This window comes from Cloacibacillus sp. An23 (assembly GCF_002159945.1).
Taxonomy (GTDB): domain Bacteria; phylum Synergistota; class Synergistia; order Synergistales; family Synergistaceae; genus Caccocola.
The window spans coordinates 139,229-165,177 of sequence record NZ_NFJQ01000004.1; the positions used below are offsets into that span (position 1 = coordinate 139,229).

Below are 25,949 nucleotides of genomic sequence, written 5' to 3' on the forward strand. Positions count from 1 at the left end.
TTTATTTCACCTCTGTGACCGCGGCGTCTCTCATCGAGAAGAGGCAGCCGCAGTAATTCTGTCTGTATAGTCCGAGCCTTCTGCTCTCGGCGACGGAGCGTTTGAAGCCGTCGTTCTTGCGCCAGACGCGCTCGACCCATTCGAGGCCGCGCGCCGCGGCGGCCTGCGCGCCTATTGCGTTGATGAGTTTCGCGTCCTTGTGCGGGCTTATCGTGAGAGTCGTGCACAGGTGCGAGAAGCCGTTTTCGCGCGCGTAGTCCGCCGCGGCCTCTAGCTGCACGCGGAAGCATACGGCGCACCTCGCGCCGCGCTCCGGCTCATCTTCGAGACCGCGCACAGCGGAGAACCATCCTTCCGTATCATACGCTGGCAGTACGAGCTCGCCGCGCGTCTCCGCCGCGAGCATCCGCACGGCTTCGAGCCTGCGTTCGTACTCGGCGGCGGGGTGGATGTTGCCTCCGTAGAAATATCCCGCCGTCTCGTACTCTTCCGATATGAGCTCTGGCCACGGCACGGTCGCGTCGGGCGCGCAGCAGATGTGGAGCAGAAGGCGTTTTTTACTCAACAGGCTCTTTTTCTTCCTTTTGCTCCGCTTCTCCGCTTTCCGGCGCTTCCTCGTGAGCGTCGGCGTTTTCCGCACGTTCGCCAGCTTCAGCCGCGTTTTCCTCCGGCTCCTCGATTTCAGGAAGCGGCAGCGTCTTGACGCCGAAGATGAGATAGCCGGTGTGCCCTATCATCATATCCTCAGGGCGTATGCGGTTCGGCTCGGTCTTGAAGTAGCGCAGCATTATCTCGACGACCTGCACGTCGGCGAAGTTGAACTCATTCAGCGCGCGCAGCGTCTCGGAAATCTGGTTCGTCGTCGGCACGAGTATGCCGAGATGGCAGCCAGGCGCGAGCGCCTCGTAGGCCTTGTCGATGTATTCCCACGGCGCTGGCACGTCGAGGAACACCGCGTCCGCGTTGCGTTCCTTGAAGCCTTCGTCGAGCGAGCGCACGTTGAATTCTATGCGGTGCGCGACGCCCCACTTCTCGGCGTTCTTCCGCGCGAGCGCGGAAAATTCCTCGCGGCGGTCGTAGGTGCAGACCTTGCCGGTGTCGCCGACAAAGTGCGCGAAGGTGCAGCAGAGGCTGCCCGAGCCGGTGCCGCACTCGACGACTGTGCAGCCGGGATATATGTTCAGATGTTCGAGTATGAAGCCGGATTCTTTGGGGAAAACTATCTGCGTCTGGCGCTTGAGGCGGCGCGTGTACTCGCCGAGCGTCGGGCGCAGCAGGTAGTAGACCTGCCCCTTCGGCGTGCGGATGCCCTCGCCGTAGTCGTGCTCCATTATCTCGGAGTGCTTTATCTGCCCGAAGTGCGTCCCCTGCGACTGCCCCGGCTGTACCTTGATGAGGAAGCTGTCGCCTTTTTTCGGGTTCCAGATAAAGACGAGGTCGCCTTCTTTAATCATTGAGAAGTTCCTTCGCCGCGGCGGCTATGCCCTCCGCACAGAGCCCCATCTCGGCGAGCACCTCGGGGCTCGGGCCGGAGCAGCCGTAGCGCGTCACGCCGAGGTTCTTTATTTTTACGGCCTTTCCGGCGCGCGCGAAGGCGAGCGCGGCTATGGCGCCGATGCCGGTCTCGGCGTGGTGGTCCTCCGCCGTCAGCAGCGGCATATCGCCTACGAGCTCGAATAGTTTTTCCGTATCCATCGAGAGCGGCGTCGCGCAGTGCAGCACCTTCGCGCTGACGCCATCTTTCGCAAGCGCCTCCGCGGCTTCGACGGCGCGGCCAGCGAGGTGCCCCATCGTGAGTATCGTCACGTCCGTCCCGTCGCGCAGCACGTCTATCGCGCCGTCGCGGAATTCGTAGTCTCCGCCGAAGAACGGCGTCCCGTCTTCTTTAAGCACTACGGGCAGCACGCTGCGCCCCATCGCGAGGCAGATGTTGCCGGGCTGCGTCAGCATCCAGCGCGTAGCCCTGTCGGTCTGGTTCGGGTCGGCGGGCACGACGACGCGCCAGCCGAAGGTGTTGCGGAACAGGCCGACGTAGTCGATGCACTGGTGAGTCATGCCGTCCTCGCCGACGTCGAGGCCGCTGTGGGTCAGCACCGTCTTGATTCCCGCGCGGTTGATGTCGTTGAGGCGCTGCTGGTTGTAGACCTCGTCGCTTCCGAATACGCCGAAGTCGGCCCACACCGCTACGACTCCCGCCGCCGACGCAGCGCCCGCCGCCGTCGCGGTCGTGTGCTCCTGTATGCCCGCCTCGACGAAATTATCGGGGCAGACCTTGGCGAAGCTGTCGACCTTGACGGAGCCCGCGAGGTCGCAGTCGAAGACGAGCACAGGCGTCGCGCCCTCTTTCTTGTAGTTCAGCTCGCCTACCTCCGCGAGCGCCTTGCCGAAGGCTCCGCGGTTGTCCTTCTTGTCGTCCTTCGTGTATGTGTGCGGCGTCCCCGTGTCGAGCGATGCGGGCTCGTGCTTCACGCTGCGCCCTTTCGGCAGCGGCCCCTTGCGCGCTTCAAGCGCCGCGTTGAAAATCTCCATGCTCCCGCCGAGTTCCATGAGCGCGGTTTCGAGCTTGTCGCCAGAGGCAGGCTTCCCGTGGTAGTCGGGGATCCCCTCCATGAAGGAGACGCCCTTGCCCATCACGGTGTGGCAGAGGATGACGGTCGGGACTTCGGAGGCCGCGGCCGTTTTCATCGCTTTGTAGAGCTCCGCGTAGTCGTGGCCGCAGCACTCGATTATCTTCCAGCCGTCGGCGGCCCAAAGCGCGCGGAGGTCGACCGGCATGACGTCGCCGAGATGGCCGCTTATCTGAATGTCGTTCCAGTCTACGAGCGCGGTGAGGCTCGTGAGCTTTTCCTTGACGGTGATGCGGCGCGCCTCGGCTATCTGCCCTTTTACCTGTTCGCCGTCGCCCATGACGACCCACGTGCGCGCCTTCGAGCCGCGAGCGCGAGCCGCGAGAGCGAAACCGACGCCGGCGGAGAGTCCCTGCCCGAGGTTGCCAGTTCCCCAGTCCACTCCGGGAACGTCGCGCTCGACGTGTCCCTGGTACGGGCTGCCCGTGCGGCGGAAATTCGCCGCCATCTCCTTCGCGTCGAAGAAACCGTACTCGGCGAGCGCCGCGTAGAAGCCTGCGGAGGTGTGTCCGTGGCTCACGACGATGCGGTCGCGCTCCGGCGAGTCCGCAAGCTCGGGCGAGACGTTCGCCGCGCCGAGCAGCGTCATATATATATCCATCGAGGACAGAGCGCCGGCCGGATGTCCGCTCTTCGCGGCAGACGTCGCGACGACGGCCCACATGCGCGCGCGCCGCGCCGCTTCCGCAAGTTTCGCAGCGCCTTCCGCGCTTATGCTTTCGGCCTGAAAGTTGCGTATCTCTTCAGCGATATTCATTTTATAGAAAACTCCTCTCCCCGTTGCGGGAATTGTGTGAACACACTTAGCTTTATTCTACTACCAAAAGAGACCGCTGTGTTGTAATTTTTTCGGCGGCGGCGCGTCGCGCGCGTGTTGACAAAGGCGCGCGCGGGTGTTCTAATAAACGCGAGCAAGCGGGGGAGCCCGGAGGACGGGCTGAGAGGAAGCGGACGCTTCGACCCTTCGACCTGATGCGGGTAATGCCGCCGTAGGAAGATTCGGCTGTTTGAAGTCTTTTAGCGGGAAGCGTCCGTGTCGGCGCTTCCCGCTATTTTTATGAAAGAGAGTGAACGCTGCATGACTTACGTAACGCAGATGGAAGCCGCGAGAAATTCGGTAATCACGAAAGAGATGGAGGCCGCCGCCGCGAAGGAGGGAATCGCGCCCGCGGAGCTGATGCGCCAGATGGCGGAGGGACGCGCGATAATCCCGTGCAACAAGCGCCACGCCTGCATATCGCCGAGCGCCGTAGGCGCGGCTCTGAAAACTAAGATAAACGTCAATCTCGGCACATCGCGCGACATGACCGACATGGAGATGGAGTTCGAGAAGGTCAAGAGCGCCGTCGATATGGGCGCGGAGGCGATAATGGACCTCAGCTCATTCGGCGACACGCGCAAGTTCCGCCGCTACCTCACGGAGAACTGTCCCGCGATGATCGGCACCGTACCGATATACGACGCGGTCGTCTACTACCACAAGCCGCTCGCGCAGATAACGACCGACGAATGGATAGACATAGTGCGGATGCACGCGGAGGACGGCGTGGACTTCATGACGATACACTGCGGCATGAACCGCGACAACGCGGCGAAGTTCAAGCGCAACAAGCGCCTCACTAACATCGTCTCGCGCGGCGGCTCGATAATGTTCGCGTGGATGGAGATGACGGGGAAAGAAAATCCGTTCTTCGAGCGCTTCGACGAGATTCTCGAAATCTGCCGCGAGTACGACGTGACGCTGAGCCTCGGCGACGCCTGCCGCCCGGGCTGCCTCGCCGACGCGACCGACGCGCCGCAGATAGGCGAGCTCATCACGCTCGGCGAGCTGACGAAACGGGCGTGGGCGCGCGACGTGCAGATAATGATAGAAGGCCCGGGCCACATGCCGCTCAACCAGATAGCGGCGAACATGGAAATCGAAAAGACTCTCTGCCACGGCGCGCCGTTCTACGTTCTCGGCCCGATAGTCACCGACGTCGCGCCGGGCTACGACCACATCACCTCGGCGATAGGCGGCGCGATAGCGGCCTCGCACGGCGCGGCCTTCCTCTGCTACGTGACGCCGGCCGAGCATCTGCGCCTGCCCGACGTGAACGACGTCAAAGAAGGGATAATCGCCGCGCGCATAGCCGCGCACGCCGCCGACATAGCGAAGGGCGTGCCGGGCGCGGCCGAGTGGGACTATAAGATGAGCGAAGCGCGCAAGCGCCTCGACTGGGAGGGAATGTTCGCCCTCGCGATGGACCCCGAGAAGGCGCGCCGCTACCGCGCCGAGTCGAAGCCGGAGAAGGAAGACACGTGCAGCATGTGCGGCAACTTCTGCGCAGTGAAGAACACGAACAGGATACTCGACGGCGAGATAGTCTCAATATTCGACGAATAAGGGGCCGCGCGCCCGCCGCGCGAAGGAAAGGCAAAAAACGCTCCCGCCACGCGCGGGAGCGTTTTCGTATGGATCGTGGAAAATTTCGGAACGCGGCGCGGCGGCGTGAATTACGCGCACCGCCGCCGGACGCTCGCCGTAGCGGCGCGCGAAGCAGGAACACGGCAAAACGCCGAAGGCTCCGGCGCTTGAGACGGAAAGGGTGAAGCCCGCAGACTTCTACGAAATCCGCGCCGCGCGCGCAAAACGCGAAGGCTTCGCCAGCGCGGCGGCGCTTCCGTAAAGTTATGAAGATTTTCCGAATCCGCGGAAATCATGCGCGCGCCCAGCAGACGACCGCGGCCCGCAGGAATTTTCAGAATCGGCAAAAGTTACGCGCGCTTTGCGGCGTTTTCCAAAAACACCGGACTTTGCGTAGATCAGAGGACATTGATATTTTTTATTTCTTCTTCGCGTTCGCGAGATACCACGGGAACTTCTCCGCCATGCCGGGGCGGCGCGGGATTCCCTTCTGCTCAGCGCCGGTCTTGTCCCAGACGACGACGCAACGGGCCATATCCTCGAGCTCGTAGCGCACGAGGCGCGGCTCGGAGAGGCCGAGCGTCTTCCATTTGCCGGCGGCCGGCGCTAGTTCTTCCGCCGCCTTCGGCCCTTTGAAGGCGAGCAGCCTTCCGCCGCGCTTCACGAACGGCGTGAGATATTCCGCGAGCACGCCCGCGGCGCACACGGCGCGCGCCGCAGCCGCGTCGAACTTTCCGGCCTGCTTTTTCGCGTAGTCTTCGGAGCGGGCGCAGACGACTGTGATGTTGGCAAGCCCCATAGCGAGCGCCATCTTCTCGACGAGCGCGCACTTTCGCGTGATGCTGTCGAGCAGCGTCACATTCAGCCCGGGCCTGCACACGGCCCAGACTATTCCCGGAAGGCCGCCGCCCGTGCCGACGTCTATGACCGCGCCGCGCTGCGGCAGCAGCGGCACTACGGACGCGCAGTCGGCTACGTGCGCGCGCCAGAGCGTCTCTTCGTCGGACGGCCCCGTGAGCCGCGCCAGCTCGTTCGCTTTTGCAAGCAGCGATACGTATCGCCGAAGCCGCTCCTCGTTCTCGTCAAGGATTTTTTTTATCTCCGCCGCGTTGATGCTTTCGCCCATGCGCGCGCCTCCTTTGTATTTTTCAAAACGCATATTCTCTAAGAACGGCGCCATTGTATAATAATAGCACGACCGGCAGCGATGGGAGGCTGATCCATGAACACTTTTGAGAACGGCTCGAAGTCTAAGAACGGAAGGCTGAGCGTTATAGAGCTCAGCGGCACGTGGCGCGAGATGGGGCGCCAGTACGGCGCGCTGATGGCGGAGGAGCTCCGCCACATTTATGAAAAGGGAGTCGGCCGCCTGCTCGCCGAGGCTGAGAACGCGGAGGAGCACGCGCTGTCCGCCGCGAAGTTCTTCGCGAATTATCCCTATAAATTCAAGTCTCTGATGCGGGGCATGAGCGAGACCTCGGGGCTTACGCTCGACGAGCTGAAGCTGGTCAACGCGATAGAGGTCATAGCGGCGCAGTCGCTAGCGCCGCAGCAGTGCACCGGCATCGCGGCGTGGGGCGACTACTCGGACGGTCCGCTCGTATACGGGCGCAACTACGATTACCTGCCGTGGTTCCGCGAGCTCGCGGACGACCTGACGCTCGCCTGTTTCCACCCTGGAGACGGCTCTCTCTCCGTCGCGACGATCGGCTACGCGGGCGAGATATACGCGGTGAACGGCATGAACGAGAAGGGAATCTTCCTCGAGCTCAACAACGGTATGCCGTCGGGCGGCGCTCTGTGGTACGACAGCCGCGTCCCGGCGGTCGTCGAGCTTTTCAGCTTTCTGCTCGAGGCTTCGACGCTCGACGAGATAGAGAGTTTCTTCAAGACTACGAAGGCGAACTTCGCCTACATCGTCGGCGTCGCGGACGGGCAGACGGCGCGCTGCTTCGAGTGGCCCGTCTTCGAGGTCAAGCGCCGCGAGTCGCATTCGCGCCTCGGCCTTACGGTGCTGACGAACCACTTCACGGAGTTCTCGTGGGGGCTTCCGCGCCCCGACGACAAACGTTTCTGGATGACGCGCACGCGCCGCCAGAACCTTCTGACGCTCGCGAAGCACTTCAAGGGCTCGATAAACGACAAGGTGATGAAGGACATCATGGACACGCGCATCGAGGACCTCGGCGCGACGACGGACATGACGCTCTATCAGCTCGTCGCGGTGCCGGAACGCTACGAAATGTGGTTCAAGATGCCCGGCGTGCAGGACTGGAGCCTGGTCGATATGCGCGCTCTGCTGAAGCCGCGCGAGGAGTAAACCATGGGCCAGTATTACGTCGTCTTCGACTGCGGCACGATGGGGACGAAGACGGCTATATATTCGCTCGACGCGGAACGCGTCGCCGAGGCTTACCGCGAGAATAAAATTTCATACCCGAAGCCCGGCTGGGCCGAGATGGACGCGAACGGCTTCGTGGAGAACGTCCGCGAGGGCGTCCGCGAATGCGTATCGAAGTCCGGCGTGAATCCCGCGGAGATACGCGCGATAACGGCGAGCGGGATAATCTGCGGCATAGTCGGCATCGACGAAGAATGGCGTCCCGTCACTCCGTTCGTCTCCTACCTCGACAACCGTGCCGCCGGCGAGGCCGCCTACGTGCGCGCGCACGCTAAGCCAGTATGGGTAAAGGAGAGCGCGAACGCCATCGTGGACGAGTTCATGCCGCCGCTGATACTTCGATGGTTCCTCAATCACTACGAGGGCTTCCGCGAACGCGCGGTGAAGGTCGTAAACAACGGCCCGTTCGTCCTCGGCGCCCTCGCGGGGCTGCGCGCCGGCGAGGCGTTTCTCGACTGGGCGACGATGTCGGGCTGGCTCATCGGCTACGACGCGCGCGAGCGCAAGTGGTCGCGCCGTCAGATGGACGAGCTCGGCATACCGATGGAGATACTTCCGCAGATAGTGAAGCCGTGGCACATCGTCGGCTTCCTGTCGCCCGAGGAGGCCTCTAAGATGGGGCTGCGCGCCGGGATACCGATAGCCGCGGGCGCTGGCGACACGATGCAGTCCGCTCTCGCATCGGGGCTGCTGGAGCCGGGGCTCGCGGCGGACGTGGCGGGCACGGCATCGATATTCGCCGTCGCCGTGGACGGCCCGGACGAGCGCATAACGAACGCTCCGGGCATGATGTTCGCGACGGGGACGCTCGAGGATTCCTATTTCTACTGGAGCATGATACGCGCCGGCGGCCTTTCGCTGCGCTGGTTCCGCGACCGCGTCGCGGGGCGCGCCGGAGATCCGCTCTTTTACGCAGAGATGGACGGGCTCGCGGCGAACGTTCCGGCCGGGGCCAACGGCCTGCTCTTCTATCCGTATCTGCAGGGCGCAGGGCCGGACACGCCGGGAGCCTGCGGAGTATTCGCCGGGTTATTCGGCTCTGCGGACCGCGCCTCCATGTGGCGCGCGATACTCGAGGCGATAGCCTTCGAATACGCGCAGATGATAAAGATCTACCGCGAGTGCGGAATGCCGCTCGACGAGATAATCGGCACCGAGGGCGGCAGCAAGAGCCCGCTCTGGACGCAGATAAAGGCCGACATACTGCGCGGCGCGTACAACATACCGGCGCGCAGCGAGGGCGGCCTCATGGCGGACGCCGCGGTCGCGGCCTACTCCGTAGGCGACATCGGCGACATCAAGGAAACCATGCGCGAGTGGATAACCTTCCGCGGACGCTTCGAGCCCGACGCGAAGGACGCGGCGAAGTACGAAAAAATATTCGCCGAGCGCCAAAAGCTGCTGGCCGGCCCGATGCGCGAGGTGTTCAAAGCGATGGGCAGGATAAGGAACATATGACGAAAGCGGCGAGTCCGCAGAAAATCAGAAAACTACGCGCGCCGCTCCCATAGGGGACGACGCGCGCATATTATGAGGACATGACGAATATACTTTCAGGCAAAAAATTTTCGATACACATACAGGGCTGCCGCACGAACCAGTACGAGGGCGAGGCGATTGCCGCGGCCCTCGAGGCGCACGGCGCGCGGCGCGACGACGAAGCCCCGGACATAATAGTGATAGTAACCTGCGCGATAACGGCGGTCGCGGAGCGCAAGTGCCGCAAGCTAATACGCCGCGCGCGGCGCGAACATCCAAACGCAGTGACAGCCGCCTGCGGCTGCAGCTCGCAGAAAATATCCGAAAGCGAAGCGGCGGAGCTGGGCCTCGACATAACGATAGGCAACAGGGAAAAGCATCTGCTGCCGCACATGATAGTCGAACGGCTAGCGGGCGCGCGGGATATCTATAAAATCAACGAAAACATCATGACCGACGCGAGCTGGGATTCGCTCTCGCTAGACAGGCCGAGGCTCCACACGCGCGCGTTCCTCAAGGTGCAGGACGGCTGCGCGCATTTCTGCTCCTACTGCATAGTCCCTTTCGTGCGCGGCAGGCCGGTTTCGCGCCCGATGGACGAGGCCGTAGACGAGGCGCGGCGCATAACGGAGTCCGGCTGCCCCGAAATCGTGCTGACCGGCATACATCTTGGGCTTTACGAAAATCTGCCGGAGCTGGTGCGGCGCATAGGCGCTCTGCCGGAATTGAAGCGGCTGCGCTTCGGCTCGATAGAGCCGTTTGCAGTGGACGAAGCTCTGCTTTCCGCGCTCGCGGAGACGCCGGCCTTCTGCGAGCATCTGCACATGCCGCTCCAGTCCGGCGACGACGGAGTGCTCGCCTCCATGCGGCGCGGCTACACGGCCGCGGAGTTCGCAAAAATAGCGGAACGCGCGCGCGCCGCGCTCGGCGACTCGCTGCACATAAGCACCGACCTGATGGTCGGCTTCCCTGCGGAGGACGGTGCGGCCTTCCGACGCAGCCTCGACTTCGTGAAGAGCGTGGGCTTCGGCAAAGTCCACGTCTTCCCCTACTCGCCGCGCAGCGGCACGACGGCCGCTTCGATGACGCCCGTTCCAGACGCCGTTATGAAAGAACGGACGGCGGAGGCTCTCGAGACGGCGGCGGAGCTTCACGAAAAATTCTGCTCGCGCTGGCTCGGGCGCGAAATAACGATCCTGACCGAGGAGATAAAGGACGGAGCGGCGCGCGGCCTCACGCGCAACTACATACGCGCGGAGGCCCCCGCGCGCGGCGCGGGCGTGAACGAGGAGCTTTCGCTCACGCCCGCGGGATACCGCGCGGAGACGCTCTTCGCGGCGGAGACGCCGAATGCCGGCTTCTCCGAGGAAATTTCCGTAATTTGACCTGCCGGAGGTGATTTTCATGGAAGTGTCTAAAATTCTCGCCGAATACGACGCGATGCTCGCCGCGGGACGGCGGCGCGAGGCGGGAGAATTTCTGTCCGAGGCCGCCGACGTCGCGGCGCGCGAGGACGACGCAGTCTCCGAGGCGTCGCTGCGCGGCGAGCTGACGGGCTATTGGCGCGTATTCGGCGAGCCGGAAAAGAGCTTCGCTTCGGCGGAGCGGGCGCTCTTTCTGCTCGAATCGCGCGGCCTCGGCGAAAGCGCCGCGTACGCGACCGCACTCCTGAACTACGCGACTGCGAAAACGGCCTTCCGCATGACGGACGAGGCGCTCGCGCTTTACGGGCGCGTCGCTGAAATTTACGAAAAAACCGTAGCGCCCGGCGACTACCGATTCGCGAGCCTCTACAACAACATGGCGCAGGCGCTGATGCGCGCGGGGCGCGCGTCGGAGGCGCTGGGATATTTCGAGCGATCACTCGCGCTGCTCTCGCCGCCGGAAGACGCCGCGGAAATCGCGACCTGCCGCACGAACATGGCCTACTGCCTGACGGCGGAAAAGAAACTCGACGAGGCGGAGCGTTCGCTCGCGCTCGCCGAAGAGATATATTCCGCGCTGCCTGACGACCCTCACTTGGCGAGCGCGCTGTCGTGCCGCGGACAGCTTTCGTACATACGCGGCGAATACGCGCGCGCGGCCGAATATTTCGCGAAAAGCGCCGAAACGGTAGAACGTTTCTTCGGGCGTACCGCGAACTACGCCGCGGCCTGCCGGAGCTGCGCAAAGTCGTTCGAGGCCGCCGGCATGGCGGACGAGGCGGCTAAGTACCGCGCGCTCGCGGACGCCGCGCGAGGCGCGAGGTGACGGCGCGATGAAGGGGCTCGAACTCTGCCGTGAATTTTACGCCAGATGCGCTCGCGATGCGATAAAGGCGCGCTTCGGCGAACGCGCCGGACGAATAGCCGCGGGACTCGCGGGCGAGGGCTCGGAATGCCTCGGCTTCGACGACGAAATTTCGCGCGACCATGATTTCGGCCCAGGCTTCTGCCTCTGGCTGAGCGACGAGGATTTCGCTGAGTTCGGCGCGGAGCTGCGGAGCTTCTACGACGGCCTGCCGGCCGAGTTTATGGGCTTCCGCCGAAACTCCACGCCGCAGGGCGCGGCCCGCGTCGGCGTCATGCGCATAGGCGATTTCTACGCGCGTTTCACGGGCTCGCGCGGAATCCCCGAAAGCGAGGCCGCGTGGCTGCGTATCCCGGAGCATGCGCTCGCGGCCGCGACGAGCGGCGTGGTCTTCGACGACCCGCCGGGCGAGTTCAGCCGTATCAGGTCGGCGCTGCTTCCCTGTTACCCAGAGGAAGTGCGGCTCAAAAAGCTCGCGGCGCGCCTCTTCACGATGGCGCAGGCCGGGCAGTACAATTACCCGCGCATGACAAAGCGCGGCGACGCCGCGGCGGCTTCGTTCGCGCTCGCGGAGTTCGCGAAGGCGGCCTTCTCCGCGCTGCATCTGCTCAACCGCCGCTACGCGCCATACTACAAGTGGCTCTCGCGCAGCGCGCAGGAACTTCCGAAATTGTCCGAATCGGCACGCGAGACGGCGGCGCTCTTCGAGCCAGGCGCGGATCGCGAAAATCTTATAGAATCTGTATGCGCGCGCGTGCGCCGCGAACTCCGCGAAGAGGGGCTCTCGTCGTCCGACGACCCGTTCCTCGTCGCGCAGGCGGTCGAGACGACGCGGCGCATAAAAAGCGAATACCTGCGGAAACTCAGCGTAACGGTGGGATGACGATGAAAGAACTGATAAAAGAGATAATCGCGCTCGAATGGGCGTTCTTCGACAAGGTGCAGAACGAAGGCGGACGCGCGGACTGCCAGGACGACTTCCGGACGTTCGAGATAATGCGCGGCAGCCAGTACGAGGCGTGGGACGAAGCGACGCTCGAAAGCTGGCGCGACGACCTCGAGGCGGCGAAGGCCGAAGGGCGCAACCCGCTCGCGGAGAAATACGGCTACATGATGATCATAGACGCGCCGGAGGAAAACCGCGCGCTCGCCGCGATGCTGCCGCCCGTCTCCGAAGAAAAGAAAAATCTCGCGCGGGAGATAACGAAACGGCTCGCGCCGCAGAACGCTGCCTTCGCCGCCCGTTACCCTCTTCTCGCCGCTCACGCGCGCCCGCTCAGCGGAGCGGGCGGCGAGTGTACGTCGATAGAGACCTATCAGACGGGCGAGCTCTGGACATATTCAGAGCGCACGCTACGGCTGCTCGCCGCGCGAGTGTCGGAGCTCGAAGCGCGCGGCGAGAGCTACGCGGAGCTCGTCATAGAAAACGGCCTCAAACGCCGCGGCTTCGCAGGACTCGCGCACGCGGAAGAAATTCTTAGAACGCGGCGGGCCGGCGATTAAAATAAAATATATTGCACACGATTATTTATTGACAAAACATCGCTGTAACCCCCATAATATGCAGATGTAATATTCGCAGAGATAGACATCGGGCGGATACGCCAAACATTTCGCTTAGGTGTTGATCCCCAGCTGAACGAAAGGGGGGAATGTTGATGACCACCGTAACTAGACGCGACAATGAGTCGATAGAAGATGCCCTCAAGCGTTTTAAAAGAGAGATCCGGAAGGTGGGCGTGCTTCGCGAAGCAAAGAAGCATGAACATTACGAAAAACCCAGCGAAATCAAAAAACGTAAGAAGGCCGAGATGGCACGAAACAGAGGCAGGAGGTCCGATTACTAATGTCCGGACTTGCGGCTAGAGTACAGAGCGACCTTGTCGCCGCTATGAAACATAAAGACGAGCTGACCCTTTCGGTGCTCCGTATGCTCAAATCCTCGATACAGCTCATGCAGGTCGAGAAGGGCAAGGATCACGAGCTGACGGACGACGACGTTCTTGTTCTCGTGCGCCGCCTCATCAAGCAGCGCGTCGAAGCCGCCGAGATGTACAAGAGCGGCGGGGCGAACGACCGCGCCGAGCGTGAGCTCGACGAGGCGAAGATACTCGAGGCCTATCAGCCCGCGCAGATGTCCGACGGCGAGATCGCGCAGCTTGTCGCGAAAATCGCCGGAGAACTCGGGGCCAAGGGGCCGAAGGATATGGGCAAGGTGATGGGAAAAGTCATGGCGGCAGTCAAAGGCCAGGCCGACGGCAACAGAGTCAGGGCCGCCGTACAGAATTACCTCGCCGGACTCGCCCAGTAAAAATTTCATAGCGATCTATTCGAACGACGAAGTGCCGGAGAGTTCCAACGCTCCGGCGCTTTTTCTATATCCGCGCCCGCGCGCAGCGGAGCGCACAAGGAGAGAAAAGCATGAAAACTTACAAAATACCGCTCGTCCCCGGGCCGACGTCGGTTCCGGCGGAATACCGCGAAGCCTACATGACCGACTACGGAAGCACCGACCTCGAGGAAGAATTTTTCGAGCTTCTCGAGGAGAACCAGAACCTTCTCAAAAAGATGCTCCACACGGAAAACGACGTGATTATAGGTTCCGGCGAAGGGATGCTCGCTCTGTGGGGCGCGATGAAGAGCGTCATAAAGCCAGGGGACAAAGTGCTAGCCGTCTCGAACGGCATATTCGGACACGGCTTCGGCAAGATGGCTGAGGCGATGGGGGCGCGCGCCGAATATCTGGAAGCGTCCGACGGCGCGTTCGTGAGCGCCGAAGCTCTGCGCACCAAGCTCGCGGAGTTCCGCCCCGACGTCGTGACCGCCGTACACTGCGAGACGCCGAGCGGCCTGCTGAACCCGATAGCTGAGATTGCGCAGGCGGTCGCCGAAAGCGGCGCGCTCTTCATCGTCGACTTCGTCGCGAGCGCCGGCGGCGCGGAAGTGCGAGTAGACGACTGGCGCATAGACCTCGGCCTCATGGGCAGCCAGAAGTGCCTCTCGATACTGCCCGACCTCAGCATGATAACGGTAAGCGGACGCGCGTGGAAGCGCGCCGCCGAAGTAAACTACCCGGGCTACGACGCGATACTACCGTGGAAGACCGCCGTCGCCGACAGATATATGCCGTACACGCACAACTGGCACGCGAACGCGGCGATGAACCTCTCGCTGAAGCATTTCTTCGCCGAGGGCGCGGAAAACGTCTTCCGCCGCCACGCCGGGGCCGCCTCATGCTGCCGCGCGCGCGCGAAGGAACTCGGGCTCAGGCTCTACGCAGCGGACGAAGCGCTCTGCTCGCCGACCGTAACCGCGCTGATTGTTCCCGACGGCTGGACGTGGAAGGAGTTCGACTCGGCGCTGCGCGCCGAAGGGCTCGCAGTCGGCGGCAGCTACGGCCCGCTCGCCGGAAAGGTGTTCCGCGTCGGACACATGGGAAGCCAGGCGGACCTCGGCCTAGTCAACAAAGGTATGGACGTAATAGCGAGGGTGCTGAGGAAATAACGGCCTCGCCCCGCCGGAAAAAGCACAGGCCGCGCCTCCGCAGCGGAGGCGCGGCTTTTTTCGTCCCTTTACACTGCTTCCGCTATCTTTCAAACGAATCTATAATTTCCTGAACGTCGGAAAAGAAGCGGCAGAGATGGAAGCCGTCGGCTACGGCGTGATGGACGCTCATCGTGAGCGGCATTGGACATTTTTCGCCTTCTCGCTCGTATCTTCCCCACGTCACGACCGGCGCGAGAAATTTTCCCTCGTCGAAGACGTGCATGTCGAAATGACGGTACCGCAGCCACGGCAGGCACGAGACGTCGAAGAAGTTCGGCGGCTGGTTCTCAGCGAAGCCGCGGACGTTTTTATATTTTTCCCTGCCGGCGGCAAAGCGCGCGTAAAATTCGAAAAGGTCGGCTGAATATTCCGTGACGTATTTTGTGAATCGTTCGTCCTCTTTGTGAAAATCAGCGTAGGATGGGGAGACTAAGTCCCACTGTATCAGCTCCCCGCGGCGGTCCCAGCCGTATCTGAATTCTCCGCGCGCGTTGACGGCCTTCGAGACGGCCCAGATCATGACGGGATAGAACTTCATCCCGTTTTCCTTCGTAAATTCCAGCAGCGGCGCTGCGTCCACGTCGGCGGTCAGGCTCATAACGACGCGCAGATTGTCGATATAACTTTTGAAAAGTCCGCCCCTGCTCCATTCGTCCAGATTTATCTTCCTATATTTCACAGCAATTCCTCCCTGCATTTTTTATCTGAAAAAACGCAGGGCCTTCGGAAATCTCATTCCGCTCCATACAGGCTGTTCCGTCAGGCCCCGCATGGAGCGGGGACGAGCCCGAGCTTCATTCCGCACCGCCTCCCTTCTTTTTCAAAATCCATAAAAGCCGCGCCTGACGCCTCGCTTTTCCGATTTTATACCGTAATCACGGCGGCGCGCGGCGTTACTGCCCTCCGTCGAAATACTCGCATATCCGCCGCGCGATGTGGGCCGACGCGCCGCGGCGAAGGTCGAGCGCTGCGTAGCCTTCCTTTATAGCGCGGCGGCGCTCCGGCGACTCTATCAGCTCGGAGATGTAGCGGCAGGCGCTCTCGGGCGTCATCAGCTCGCGGCGCTCCGGCAGCAGCCCGCGGCCTGCGAGCATGTTCGGCAGCGATACGTATTCGTGAGTCTCGTTGTACCAGTGGACGAGTTTTTTTCTGAACGCGACCGCCGCCGCGCTGCGGCGTGGCAGCGAACCGGCGAGCCCGTCGAGCGGAATGTTGTGCGCCTGGTTGAGCGGCGCGATCATCAGCAGCGGCACGCCGAGCGACGCTATCTGCAAATTGTTTGTCCCTGGGAATGCGACCGCGAGCGACGACGCGGCTATAGCGGCGTACTGCCCTTCGCGCACCAGCGGCGCGCGCGAGCCGTCGCGCAGGATTATCTCTTCGACGCGCTCGCCGCCGCGCCACGACAGCCCCGTCTTCGCTAGCCCCGCGCGAAGTATCTCCTCGTGTACCGTCGGAGCGACCGGGAAGACCGCGCGCCATCCGTCGTAGCGTTCGCGCACGAGTGCCGCGCATTCGCAGTAGAAGCCGAAGCCGAGCTCGTATTCGAACGGACGGCTGCCCGGCATAAAGGCGATGATGTTTTCGCAGCCATCTCCGTAACGTTCGCGCGCCGCGGCGAGCTTAGCTTCGTCCGACGCTTCGACGCTGTCTAGTATAAGATTGCCCACGACCGTATAGCGTTCAGGCGCTACGCCGGCGCGCTCGAAACGCGCGCGCGCCGCGCCGTCCGGTATGAAATAGTGCGTCACCTTGCCGCGCCACCGCGGGCGCGCCGTGTATATCATCCACGGGCAGCCGAGCCGCGCCGAGAGCGCCCAGCCGTACATCGGGTCGCCGCCGAGCTGCAGCACGAGCGAACGCCCCGGCTCCTTCTTCGAGCCGATCGCCTCGCGGAAACGCATCACGCGAGCGACGCCAGGCATCGTCCCCGCGTGCGCGCCCTCCCTCCCGCTCGCGTAGGGGCACGGCAGAGTCACCGCCGCGACCGGCGCGCGAAAGCCGTCCGCCGCGAGCGCCCGCGTCACCGGCCCCATCCAGCCGGAGACCTCGCCCGGGGAATTTGAAAGAATATAGAGAAACCCCACCGAACCACCGCCGTTCGTAATCAGCGCGCGGTTACACGACCGCTTGACCGCATGATATAATTATAGCTGATTGGGGGACTATGCGAATGTTCATTCCTCTGGAGGGCGAAAACGTCCTCTACCTCGAAAACGCCGTCGCGATATACAGGGAAGACGGCGCGACGGTTATTCTCAAACGAAACGGCGGAAAAGAACACACCTCATTCACACCGCGGGCCATCGCGAAACGCGGGGCCAGGCTCGGCGCGCGCTGGGCGTCCGACGCCGCGCTTATGAAAGAACACTTGCGCAAAAGGAGCAATTCATAGATGGCAGATATGGAAATTCCCGTAAATCCGCAGAACGGCGAACACGCCTCCGACTACAACGAAAAAGACATACACGTTCTGGAGGGCCTCGAAGCCGTACGCAAACGCCCCGGCATGTATATAGGCGACCAGGGGCCGCGCGGCCTGCATCATCTGGTCTACGAAGTCGTGGACAACTCGATAGACGAATCGCTCGCGGGCTTCTGCGACACTATCAACGTGACGGTGCACAAGGACGGAAGCGTCAGCGTCGTAGACAACGGACGCGGCATCCCGACCGGCATGCACGAGTCCGGCCGTCCCGCCGCCGAGGTCGTCCTCACAGTGCTGCACGCGGGAGGCAAATTCGACAAGAGCGCATACGCGATATCCGGCGGCCTCCACGGCGTCGGCGTCTCCGTCGTCAACGCGCTTTCCGTGTGGCTCGACCTCACGATATGGCGCGACGGCAAGGAATACCATCAGCGCTATGAACGCGGCAACCCCGTGACGAAGCTCGAAGTCGTCGGGGACACGACGCTGCGCGGGACGCGCGTGCAGTTCCTGCCGGACGGCGAAATTTTCTCGACGACGGAATTTCAGGCAGACGTCCTGAAACAGAGGCTGCGCGAACTCGCCTTCCTCAACTCGCACGTCACGATAAACTTCGAGGACCAGCGCCCCGAGAAGCCTGAGATAAAAACTTACCACTACCCCGGCGGCATAAAGTCCTTCGTCGAATACCTCAACAAAGGCAAAGAAGTCCTCTTCAAAGAGCCCGTCGTGATACGCGGCGAGAAGGACAAGACTCAGTTAGAGGTCGCGATACAGTACAACGACACCTACATCGAGCGCCTCTTCGGCTTCGTCAACCTCATCAACACAGTCGAGGGCGGCACCCACGTCGCGGGCTTCCGCACAGCCGTCACGCGCGCCGTCAACGACGAGGCGCGCAAGCAGAAACTGCTTAAGGACAAAGACGCGAACCTCACCGGCGACGACCTCAAGGAAGGCCTCACCGCCGTCATCTCAGTCAAGGTCATGGAGCCGCAGTTCGAAGGGCAGACCAAGACCAAGCTCGGCAACAACGACGTGAAGGGCATCGTCGATTCGATAGTCTACGAAGGGCTCAAAAACGCGCTCGACGAGCGCCCCGAGATACTCAAGCCGATAGTCGAGAGCGCGCTGCGCGCGCGCCAGGCGCGCGAGGCCGCGAAGAAGGCGAAGGACCTCGTGCGGCGCAAATCCGTTATGAGCAGCCTCTCGCTGCCGGGCAAGCTCGCAGACTGCTCCAACCGCAACCCAGCCGACTGCGAGATATACATCGTCGAGGGAGACTCCGCCGGCGGCAGCGCCAAACAGGGGCGCAACCGCGAATTCCAGGCGATCCTCCCGCTTCGCGGAAAGATACTCAACGTCGAGAAGGCGCGCCTCGAAAAGATATTGAGCAGCGAGACGATACGCAACATCATACTCGCGCTCGGCTGCGGCGTCGGCGATGAATTCAACGAAGACAAGCTGCGCTACCACAAAATATTCATCATGGCGGACGCCGACGTAGACGGCGCGCACATCAGGACGCTGCTGCTGACGCTCTTCTTCCGCTACATGCCTCAGATAATCGAAAAAGGCTACCTCTACGTCGCGCAGCCGCCGCTCTACCGCGTGCAGTGCGGCAAAGACGTGACCTACTGCTTCTCCGAAAAAGAGATGAAAGAGGCGCAGAACAAGGCGAACGGCAAAAAAGTCGAAGTCCAGCGCTACAAAGGACTCGGCGAGATGAACGCCGAGCAGCTCTGGGACACGACGATGAACCCGGAAAACCGCGTCATAAACCGCGTAGAGGTGCAGGACGCGGTCGAGGCCGACGAGCTCTTCGGCATACTCATGGGCGACGTCGTCGAGCCGCGGCGCAAATTCATCGAGGAATTCGGACGCGAAGTCAAGAACCTGGACATATAGCGATTTCACAAAAAGAACATAAGCCCCGGCACATACCGCCGGGGCTTTTTCGTAACTTATATTCCGCTTGACACGGAAAAAACTAATATATTATGATACCGTAAGTTTTAGACTACACCCAAGAGGAGCGGTTGGATGTTTCTATTATATAAGTTCGTGGGCTCTCTCGTCGTACCTCCCGGATGCTTTATAGTCGCAATACTCGTAATCGCCGCGCTCGCGCTGCGCAAGCCGCGCAAGCCGGTTCTCGCGGGAGCGCTCTGCGCGCTCGCCGCCGCCATGTACGTCATGAGCTCTCCGATATTCGCCTACCACGTCAACAAATCATTAGACATCGCATATAAGCCCCAGCTTCCACCTAAAAACGTCAAAGCCGCGGTCGTCGTGCTCGCCGGCGGCTCGTCTGTAGACGAGAACGGCAGACCATTCCAGCCCTCAGCGGCGACGATGGAACGTCTCTACGCCGCGGTAAAGCTCTCGAAGGAGCAGCCTTCGTGCTCGCGCCTGATCTTCTCCGGCGGCGACGTCTACGGGCGCAACAAAGTGACGGAAGCCGAGGTCATGAAATACGCGGCGCAGATAATGGGCTGCCGCGCGAAGATCATCCTTGAGGACAAATCCAGAAACACGGACGAAAACCTCAAATACAGCGCGGAGATCATCGAGAAGCTCGGAGTGAAGCACGTCGTCGTCGTCACCAACAACTTCCACATAGAGCGCGCTATGGACTTCGCCTACCAGTACATGCCGTCGAACGTAAGGCTCTACGCCTACCCGAGCGGCGGCGCTAAGCAGAAGGAGCTGCACGTGACGCCGGAGATGCTGATGCCGAGCGTCGGCTCGCTCAGCGCGTCATGCACCGGCATAAAAGAATGGATAGGCATAGCCGTCGCGAATCTAGCGCCAGAACAGCAGAAGAAGCGCGTTCTTTCTTAAAAATCAAATCAGGCGAATAAGCAGCGCGCCCGCGTTAAAACGTGGGGCGCGCATTTTTTTGCGTCCAAAGGCAAAGGAGCAGACCGCCTCCGCCTGTATTTTCAGGAAGCGCGCAGTTTTCCGATTAACGGCTATAATACGAAGAAAGTCTGAAAAACGGAGCTGGCGTGAAATGTTCGCACTGTATAAAATCATCGGGGCCTTCGCGGCCCCGCCCGGCCTCTTCATAGCGGCGCTTCTCGCAGCCGCTTCCGCGGCTTTCGTAACGGCGCGCCGCCCGCGCCGTCACGGCCGGAACTTCACGCCGGTTGCGCTCGTCCTATTCGCCGCAGTCCTTTACGTAATGAGCACGCCAGCCGGGGCGCTTTTGACGGCGGGACCGCTCGAGTCCGCATATTCCGTGCAGCTTCCGCCGGAGGGCGAAGATGCCGCTTTCGTCGTGCTCGCCGGCGGCTCGTCATACGACGGGCGCGGTTCGTCAGTCCAGCCGTCGCCGCAGGCGCTCGAGCGCGTCTACACAGCGGTCACGCTGGCTTCAAAGCGCGATGGAAATTCCGTGCTCGTGATGTCGGGCGGCAACGTCTTCGGCGACAACGACCGTTCGGAGGCCTCGGCCATGCGCGACGCCGCGCGCGCGATGGGCTGGCGCGGAGAGACGGTGCTCGAAGAAGAGTCGCGCACCACGGCGGAGAATATGAAATACTGCGCCGGTATAGTGCGTTCGCTCGGCATTGAAAACGTCGCCGTCGTCACGAACGCCTACCACATGCCGCGCGCGATGTACCTCGCCCGCCGTTTCATGCCCGGGACGCGCCTCTATCCATGCCCCGGCCCGCGCCAGGCAGACCCGCTCGTCAGGGGGCTGCCGTCGTTTCTGCCGGCGGCGGGAAGCCTCGACATATCGTGCACCGCGGCCCGAGAGTGGATAGGAATCGCGGCGTCGGCCGCGGCCAGCCTCCGGAAATGATATATTAACGGAAATTTATAAATGAGAAAGGGCAGCAAAGAACTACAGTGACACAGACAGTTTACAGATTTTACGCAGAGCTTTGCGATTAATTCCCCCAAAATATGGCGGCGCTTCCAGACGGCGAACGACGTGACGATGGCCTATCTCGGTTACGTTCTGATGACTATGTTCGAAATGCAGGCGGGCCACCTGTTCGCGTTCGACATTCCGCACGCGGATAACTTCGACCGCGCTCTGAAAAAACGCGTGTCCGTCGAGCTGCCTCCAATGGAGGACGAGGGCGCGCGGCGACTGGCACATCGTGCTGCCGCTTCCGGATGAGTGGAACTTCAGCTCGCCGCTGACGGAAGGCGAGAGGCCGGAAGAGTTCGACGCGGCCGAAATTAAGCTGCGAAACGCGCTCTTCGACGAGGGAGACCTCGCCATGTTCACCTACGATTTCGGCGACGACTGGCAGATTGCGCTGCGCGTGGAAGAAATAATCAGAAACAGCAGCATTCCCGCGACCGACCTTCCGAAGGTTCTCGACGGCGAAGGATACGGCATAATAGAAAACTGCGGGGGAGCATACGGACTGAAGAAACTCGCCGCCGCCTTCAAAAGAAAGCGCGGGCCGCAGTACGAAGAATTTCGCGAGTGGCTCGGCGTCGATTCGCTCGACATGACCGCCTTCGACATTGCTGATATGAATTACCGCCTGAAAAAGGTTCCGGCGATATACAGAAAAATCTACGAAAACCATCAAGCTCCGTCGAGACGATCCGTAGCGATACTAACGCGCGAATATCTGAAAAAATAAAAAAACGGCCGCTGGATTTCAGCGGCTTTTTCGTCTTTATCTCGTTCAGCCGAAAATACGGAACTATTCGCCGCTCTCCGCTTCCACGCCGAGCCCGAGTATCGTCTCCCTCAGCTTTACGCCGGAGAGGCGGCCTTCATCGGCCTCGCGCAGGATTTCCGTGACTCGCGGCAGTATCGAAACGGCCTCGGGCGTCAGCTTCGTCTTGAAAATCTTCGTGTGTCCCGTCGTGTCCACGTGGCTCGGGTCGTAGAAGAGCTCCTCGTACAGTTTTTCGCCGGGGCGTATGCCGGTGTACTGGATGTCTATGTCCTTGTACGGCTCGTAGCCGTGGAGGCGTATCAGGGTCTCCGCCATTTCGGATATTTTCACGGGCGCGCCCATGTCGAGGACGAAAAGCTCGCCGCCCGTCCCCATCGTTCCGGCCTGGAGGACGAGGCTGACAGCCTCTGGTATCAGCATAAAGTAGCGCTTCATATCAGGGTGCGTGACTGTGACTGGGCCGCCAGCCGCTATCTGGCGCTCGAACTTGGGCACTACGCTGCCGCGGCTTCCGAGGACGTTGCCGAAGCGCACCGCCATATACTTCGTGTTCGGAAATTCTTTCTGCACCGACAGAAGCAGCCTTTCGGCGGCGCGCTTGGTCGCCCCCATGACGCTTGTCGGATGGACGGCCTTGTCGGTCGATATCATGACGAAACGTTCGACGCCGTATTTTCCGGCGAGAGTGGAAATGTTCCACGTACCGAATGCGTTTACGCGCAGAGCCTCGCGCGGGTTCTCCTCCATCAGCGGCACGTGCTTGTGCGCGCCGGCGTGGAAGATCACCTGCGGGCGGTGTCTTGCGAATATCATGTTCATCGTGTCTTCATCGGCGACGTCGGCGATGATCGGGATCACCGGTATGGTGTTGCCGGCGTCGTGAAGCGATTCGAGAAGCAGGTATATCGACTGCTCGCCGTGGCCGAGGGCCAGCAGCTCCTTAGGCTCGCGCGCGAGGACCTGGCGGCATATTTCGGAGCCTATCGAGCCGCCGGCGCCCGTTACGAGGACTGTCTTGCCCTTTATTACGGCCGAAATGTTTTCGTTGTCGAGCTTTATCGGGTCGCGGCGCAGGAGGTCCTCAAGGTTGACGGAACGCAGGCGGCTGACGCTGACGTGCCCGTCGGCCAGCGCGATGAAGCTCGGGACGACGCGGACTGTGACGTTTTCCTTATTAAGTATATCCACGTATTCGCGCATCTGAGCGCCGGTGGCCGACGGTATGGCGAGCAGCACGGTGTCTACCGCGTAACGCTTTATGACCGCCGAGATGTCCTTCTTAGTGCCGAGCACCTTGAGAGAGGCGACAGTCATCTTGCGCAGGTTCGGATCGTCGTCGATGAAGCCGACCGCCTCGAGCGCGGACTGGTTGCGCAGCAGATCGCGCGCTATGAGCGTACCGGCCTCGCCGGCGCCGACGATGAGCGCGCGCTGGCTCACCGCGCCGTGCTTATGGCGGCTGACCGCCGCAAGACGCCAAGCGGCGCGCATTCCGGTCATGAACATGATCGCGAGCAGTATCGATATAAGGAACGACGAACGGGGGACGCTGACTATCCTCGTGAAGTAGTTGAATATTACGAACACCGCCACGCCTATGCAGTACCACTGCGCGAACCGCGTGTATTCCTCGATGCTGGCGCGCGTCCATACGACGGTGTATGTTTTGCCCAGAAAGAGCGCAGCCATGACTATGGCGGAGAAGGCCGCAAGCGTCCGCGTAAAGCCCTCGCCGTCGTCGAGGCTCAGGAAAAAATACGAGAAGCGCATCGAGTAGCCGATGAACACGGCCAGGGCTATGCAGCAAACGTCCACCAGCATTACGCGGCGGTTGCGCATACCGAGCCAGACCACCATCTGAAGCAGTTTCCTGTACATCTTAAAGCCCCCTTAGAGCGGACGGTTACGGCTTGGCTTTAAAGCCGAGAAGTTTTCTGAGGTAGTTTTTCTTTTCCGCCGTCTCAGGATCTCCAGGCGACTGCCAGAAGTGGCGCAGGAAGGCCGCGGTCACGGCGCAGAAGAATCCGAGCAGGGCGGCTAGGACGACTATTTTCCCGCGTCCCTGCGGCTCCTTTTCATCCGGCAGCGATGCCGGAGAGACGAGCTGAAGCACCATCGGGCTCTTGTCTTTTATGCGCTGGTTCTCGTTGTACTGGGAAAGTACGGAGTACAGCTCGAGCACGGAAGACAGCCTCGCGTTCGGCTCGTCCGAAGCTTCGTTCCTGCTTATTTCGTCCAACTTTTCTTTTATCGTCTTTGCGAGGAAAGCGTCGCGCGTTTCTATCGTCGAGGTAACGCCCATCGCGAGGAGCGCCGCGTCCGTCCTTCTGTAAATGAAGTCGGCCATCTTCATCGAGCGCTCGGGCGACGGCGACGTCACGGATATTGTGATAAGCCCGTTCCTTCCTGCGTCGACCTTGACGTTCTTTCCGAGCTCGCGCATCGCGGCTTCTTTCGAGACCGTCCTGCCTGCGGCGTTTGTGAGGTCGAACTCGGCTATCAGAGCGTCGCGCATCGAGTTGCTCGAGACGACGGCGTCCACCATATTGCCCGGCATATAGACGGAGAGCTCTCCGTCGCCTATGATGCGCGAGTTGACCGTCATCATCTGCACCTCGCTCTTGTACTCCGGCTCGGTGAAAAAGAACGCGTAGGCCAGTCCAGCGACGGCGAAGAGGACGGTGACGCACGCGATGAATTTTTTCTGTTCGGCAAGGACGATAAGGATATCAAGAAGAGATAATTCTTCGCCCTCGTCTTGGAACATTTCCATATTATTGCGGTTTTCCATTTTTATCCCTCGCTGGTCAGAAAATCAACGGCTTTTAAAAAAGATATAATGCCGCCGACAAAGTCAACGACATTATATCAAAGCCAACGATAGAAAGAAAGGTTGCAAAGCGCCGCTAAAGCGCGGCGGAAGAGCTAGCCGAGGTAGGCGAGCAGGATGCCGCCGGCGAGGACGGAGCCGATCTGTCCGGCGACGTTCGCGCCGACCGCGTGCATCAGAAGATGGTTGCCCGGGTCGGCCTGCTGTCCGAGACGCTGAATGACGCGCGCCGACATCGGGAATGCGGAGATTCCGGCCGCGCCGACCATCGGGTTGACCTTTTTGTCCTTCGGCAGGAAGAGGTTCAGTATCTTGGCCGTGATGACGCCGCCCGCGGTGTCGAGCACGAAGGCTATGAGCCCCATGCCGATGATGGCGAGCGTTCCGAGGTTGACGAACTTCTCGCCGGTCATCGTCGCAGAAATGGAGAAGCCGAGGAGTATCGTGACGATGTTGGCCATTTCGTTCTGGGCGGCCTGCGAGAGACGCTCGGTGACGCCGCTGACGCGGAGCACGTTGCCGAACATGACGAAGCCGAGCAGCGCGACGGAGGCAGGAGCTATAAGACCGCCGATAATCGTTATCGCTATCGGGAACAGGAAGAGCTTGGTCTTGGAGACCGGACGCGGCGCGTAAGGCATCCTCATCTTACGCTCTTTCTCGGTCGTGAGCGCCTTGATGACGGGCGGCTGAATGAGCGGGACGAGCGCCATATAGGTATAGGCCGCGACTGAAATCGGGCCGAGCAGGTTCGGAGCGAAGCGCGTCGAGACGTATATCGAGGTCGGGCCGTCGGCGGCTCCGATTATCCCTATCGAGGCGGCCTCATATATGTTGTAGTCGAATATGAAGTAGGCGATGCCCATCGTGAGGAATATGCCCGCCTGCGCCGTAATTCCGAAGAGGAATACCTTCGGGTTCGCCAGCAGCGGCGTGAAGTCGCACATCGCGCCGACGGCGACGAGTATCAGCAGCGGGAATATCTCGGTCGCTATACCGAGGTCGAAGAACATCTGGAGAGCGCCGTGAACGACGCTGCCGCCTTCTATTATCTGATCGAGCGCCGAGGAAAGCGGAAGGTTTACAAGTATCGTGCCGAAACCCATCGGCAGAAGCAGGTTAGGCTCGAAGTCCTTCTTTACGGCCATGTACATCAGAAGGCCGCCCACACATATCATTACCAGGCTCTGATAGGTTATCGCTTGGAAAGTTGCTACAAATGATTCCAATCTAGCGTCACCGCTCCTTTATAAGATTTAATACGGGGGTTACTATACCATAAAATTA

General features: G+C 61.3%; 25 protein-coding genes and 1 riboswitch. Of the genes, 16 read left to right on the plus strand and 9 right to left on the minus strand.

Annotated elements, in window-relative coordinates:
* Position 1: 1 nt before the first annotated feature.
* The 3 genes from B5F39_RS05105 to B5F39_RS05115 are packed head-to-tail and all read right to left on the minus strand — an operon-like array spanning position 2 to position 3,384.
* Positions 2-565, minus strand: a complete 564-nt coding sequence (locus tag B5F39_RS05105; protein ID WP_087364624.1) for an epoxyqueuosine reductase QueH — start codon at positions 563-565, stop codon at positions 2-4.
* Entirely contained in the window at positions 558-1,454 is an 897-nt protein-coding gene (locus B5F39_RS05110; protein WP_087364626.1) for a tRNA (adenine-N1)-methyltransferase, read from the minus strand. The genes B5F39_RS05105 and B5F39_RS05110 overlap by 8 nt, the downstream gene beginning before the upstream one ends.
* Positions 1,447-3,384 (minus strand): transketolase, encoded by a 1,938-nt coding sequence (locus B5F39_RS05115; protein ID WP_087364629.1) that lies wholly within the window; start codon positions 3,382-3,384, stop codon positions 1,447-1,449. The genes B5F39_RS05110 and B5F39_RS05115 overlap by 8 nt, the downstream gene beginning before the upstream one ends.
* Before the next feature lie 150 nt (positions 3,385-3,534).
* Positions 3,535-3,640: riboswitch (TPP riboswitch) on the plus strand.
* Positions 3,641-3,705: 65 nt separating this feature from the next.
* Between B5F39_RS05115 and thiC the strand changes: the two genes are divergently transcribed.
* On the plus strand, positions 3,706-5,013 hold the full coding sequence (gene thiC, locus B5F39_RS05120) for a phosphomethylpyrimidine synthase ThiC (protein WP_087364841.1): 1,308 nt from the start codon (positions 3,706-3,708) through the stop codon (positions 5,011-5,013).
* 439 nt (positions 5,014-5,452) lie between these two features.
* Here thiC and rsmG read toward each other — a convergent pair whose 3' ends face one another.
* Complete coding sequence (rsmG, locus tag B5F39_RS05130; protein ID WP_087364633.1) at positions 5,453-6,160, minus strand: 16S rRNA (guanine(527)-N(7))-methyltransferase RsmG; 708 nt, start codon at positions 6,158-6,160, stop codon at positions 5,453-5,455.
* A gap of 96 nt (positions 6,161-6,256) precedes the next feature.
* Here rsmG and B5F39_RS05135 point away from each other — a divergent pair, with 96 nt between their 5' ends.
* The 9 genes from B5F39_RS05135 to B5F39_RS05175 all read left to right on the plus strand — a co-directional run bounded on the left by B5F39_RS05135 (position 6,257) and on the right by B5F39_RS05175 (position 14,707).
* On the plus strand, positions 6,257-7,354 hold the full coding sequence (locus B5F39_RS05135; protein ID WP_087364634.1) for a C45 family peptidase: 1,098 nt from the start codon (positions 6,257-6,259) through the stop codon (positions 7,352-7,354).
* Positions 7,355-7,357: 3 nt separating this feature from the next.
* A complete protein-coding gene (locus B5F39_RS05140) occupies positions 7,358-8,893 on the plus strand; it encodes an FGGY family carbohydrate kinase (RefSeq protein WP_087364636.1) in 1,536 nt (511 codons plus the stop codon).
* Between the two features lie 80 nt (positions 8,894-8,973).
* On the plus strand, positions 8,974-10,299 hold the full coding sequence (locus B5F39_RS05145; RefSeq protein WP_087364638.1) for a MiaB/RimO family radical SAM methylthiotransferase: 1,326 nt from the start codon (positions 8,974-8,976) through the stop codon (positions 10,297-10,299).
* 19 nt (positions 10,300-10,318) lie between these two features.
* Complete coding sequence (locus tag B5F39_RS05150) at positions 10,319-11,164, plus strand: tetratricopeptide repeat protein (RefSeq protein ID WP_087364641.1); 846 nt, start codon at positions 10,319-10,321, stop codon at positions 11,162-11,164.
* A 7-nt stretch (positions 11,165-11,171) separates the two neighbouring features.
* Positions 11,172-12,086: a DUF4037 domain-containing protein gene (locus tag B5F39_RS05155; protein ID WP_087364643.1), complete on the plus strand. Its 915-nt coding sequence runs from the start codon at positions 11,172-11,174 to the stop codon at positions 12,084-12,086.
* A 2-nt stretch (positions 12,087-12,088) separates the two neighbouring features.
* Positions 12,089-12,706 (plus strand): DUF4125 family protein, encoded by a 618-nt coding sequence (locus B5F39_RS05160; RefSeq protein ID WP_158095942.1) that lies wholly within the window; start codon positions 12,089-12,091, stop codon positions 12,704-12,706.
* A gap of 155 nt (positions 12,707-12,861) precedes the next feature.
* Positions 12,862-13,050, plus strand: coding sequence for a 30S ribosomal protein S21 (rpsU, locus tag B5F39_RS05165; RefSeq protein ID WP_087364646.1), 189 nt, complete (start codon positions 12,862-12,864; stop codon positions 13,048-13,050).
* The gene (locus B5F39_RS05170) at positions 13,050-13,514 is read left to right on the plus strand and encodes a GatB/YqeY domain-containing protein (protein WP_087364648.1); all 465 of its coding nucleotides are present in this window, start codon (positions 13,050-13,052) and stop codon (positions 13,512-13,514) included. Before rpsU ends, B5F39_RS05170 begins: the two co-directional genes overlap by 1 nt.
* 110 nt (positions 13,515-13,624) lie before the next feature.
* On the plus strand, positions 13,625-14,707 hold the full coding sequence (locus tag B5F39_RS05175; RefSeq protein ID WP_087364650.1) for an aminotransferase class V-fold PLP-dependent enzyme: 1,083 nt from the start codon (positions 13,625-13,627) through the stop codon (positions 14,705-14,707).
* 82 nt (positions 14,708-14,789) lie between these two features.
* On the opposite strand, the gene B5F39_RS05180 is transcribed toward B5F39_RS05175, so the two are convergent.
* Positions 14,790-15,428: a CatA-like O-acetyltransferase gene (locus B5F39_RS05180; RefSeq protein ID WP_204245040.1), complete on the minus strand. Its 639-nt coding sequence runs from the start codon at positions 15,426-15,428 to the stop codon at positions 14,790-14,792.
* A gap of 214 nt (positions 15,429-15,642) precedes the next feature.
* Positions 15,643-16,836 carry a hypothetical protein gene (locus B5F39_RS05185; RefSeq protein ID WP_087364654.1) on the minus strand — a complete coding sequence of 398 codons (1,194 nt, stop codon included), beginning with the start codon at positions 16,834-16,836 and terminating at the stop codon, positions 15,643-15,645.
* 86 nt (positions 16,837-16,922) lie between these two features.
* Between B5F39_RS05185 and B5F39_RS05190 the strand changes: the two genes are divergently transcribed.
* The 6 genes from B5F39_RS05190 to B5F39_RS05215 all read left to right on the plus strand — a co-directional run bounded on the left by B5F39_RS05190 (position 16,923) and on the right by B5F39_RS05215 (position 21,790).
* Positions 16,923-17,144, plus strand: coding sequence for a hypothetical protein (locus tag B5F39_RS05190; RefSeq protein ID WP_087364656.1), 222 nt, complete (start codon positions 16,923-16,925; stop codon positions 17,142-17,144).
* Between the two features lie 9 nt (positions 17,145-17,153).
* Positions 17,154-19,085, plus strand: coding sequence for a DNA topoisomerase (ATP-hydrolyzing) subunit B (gyrB, locus tag B5F39_RS05195; RefSeq protein ID WP_087364843.1), 1,932 nt, complete (start codon positions 17,154-17,156; stop codon positions 19,083-19,085).
* A 135-nt stretch (positions 19,086-19,220) separates the two neighbouring features.
* Positions 19,221-20,021, plus strand: a complete 801-nt coding sequence (locus B5F39_RS05200) for a YdcF family protein (protein ID WP_087364658.1) — start codon at positions 19,221-19,223, stop codon at positions 20,019-20,021.
* A 172-nt stretch (positions 20,022-20,193) separates the two neighbouring features.
* Positions 20,194-20,988 (plus strand): YdcF family protein, encoded by a 795-nt coding sequence (locus tag B5F39_RS05205; protein WP_087364660.1) that lies wholly within the window; start codon positions 20,194-20,196, stop codon positions 20,986-20,988.
* Positions 20,989-21,090: 102 nt separating this feature from the next.
* Complete coding sequence (locus B5F39_RS14645) at positions 21,091-21,312, plus strand: plasmid pRiA4b ORF-3 family protein (protein ID WP_255376012.1); 222 nt, start codon at positions 21,091-21,093, stop codon at positions 21,310-21,312.
* Positions 21,293-21,790, plus strand: a complete 498-nt coding sequence (locus B5F39_RS05215; protein ID WP_158095944.1) for a plasmid pRiA4b ORF-3 family protein — start codon at positions 21,293-21,295, stop codon at positions 21,788-21,790. The genes B5F39_RS14645 and B5F39_RS05215 overlap by 20 nt, the downstream gene beginning before the upstream one ends.
* A 63-nt stretch (positions 21,791-21,853) precedes the next feature.
* Here B5F39_RS05215 and B5F39_RS05220 read toward each other — a convergent pair whose 3' ends face one another.
* The 3 genes from B5F39_RS05220 to B5F39_RS05230 form a co-directional block, all read right to left on the minus strand.
* Positions 21,854-23,710: a nucleoside-diphosphate sugar epimerase/dehydratase gene (locus tag B5F39_RS05220; RefSeq protein ID WP_087364667.1), complete on the minus strand. Its 1,857-nt coding sequence runs from the start codon at positions 23,708-23,710 to the stop codon at positions 21,854-21,856.
* Positions 23,711-23,735: 25 nt separating this feature from the next.
* Positions 23,736-24,605: a Wzz/FepE/Etk N-terminal domain-containing protein gene (locus B5F39_RS05225; RefSeq protein ID WP_158095945.1), complete on the minus strand. Its 870-nt coding sequence runs from the start codon at positions 24,603-24,605 to the stop codon at positions 23,736-23,738.
* 152 nt (positions 24,606-24,757) lie between these two features.
* Positions 24,758-25,840 carry a sodium ion-translocating decarboxylase subunit beta gene (locus B5F39_RS05230; protein ID WP_087364671.1) on the minus strand — a complete coding sequence of 361 codons (1,083 nt, stop codon included), beginning with the start codon at positions 25,838-25,840 and terminating at the stop codon, positions 24,758-24,760.
* Between the last annotated feature and the right edge of the window lie 109 nt (positions 25,841-25,949).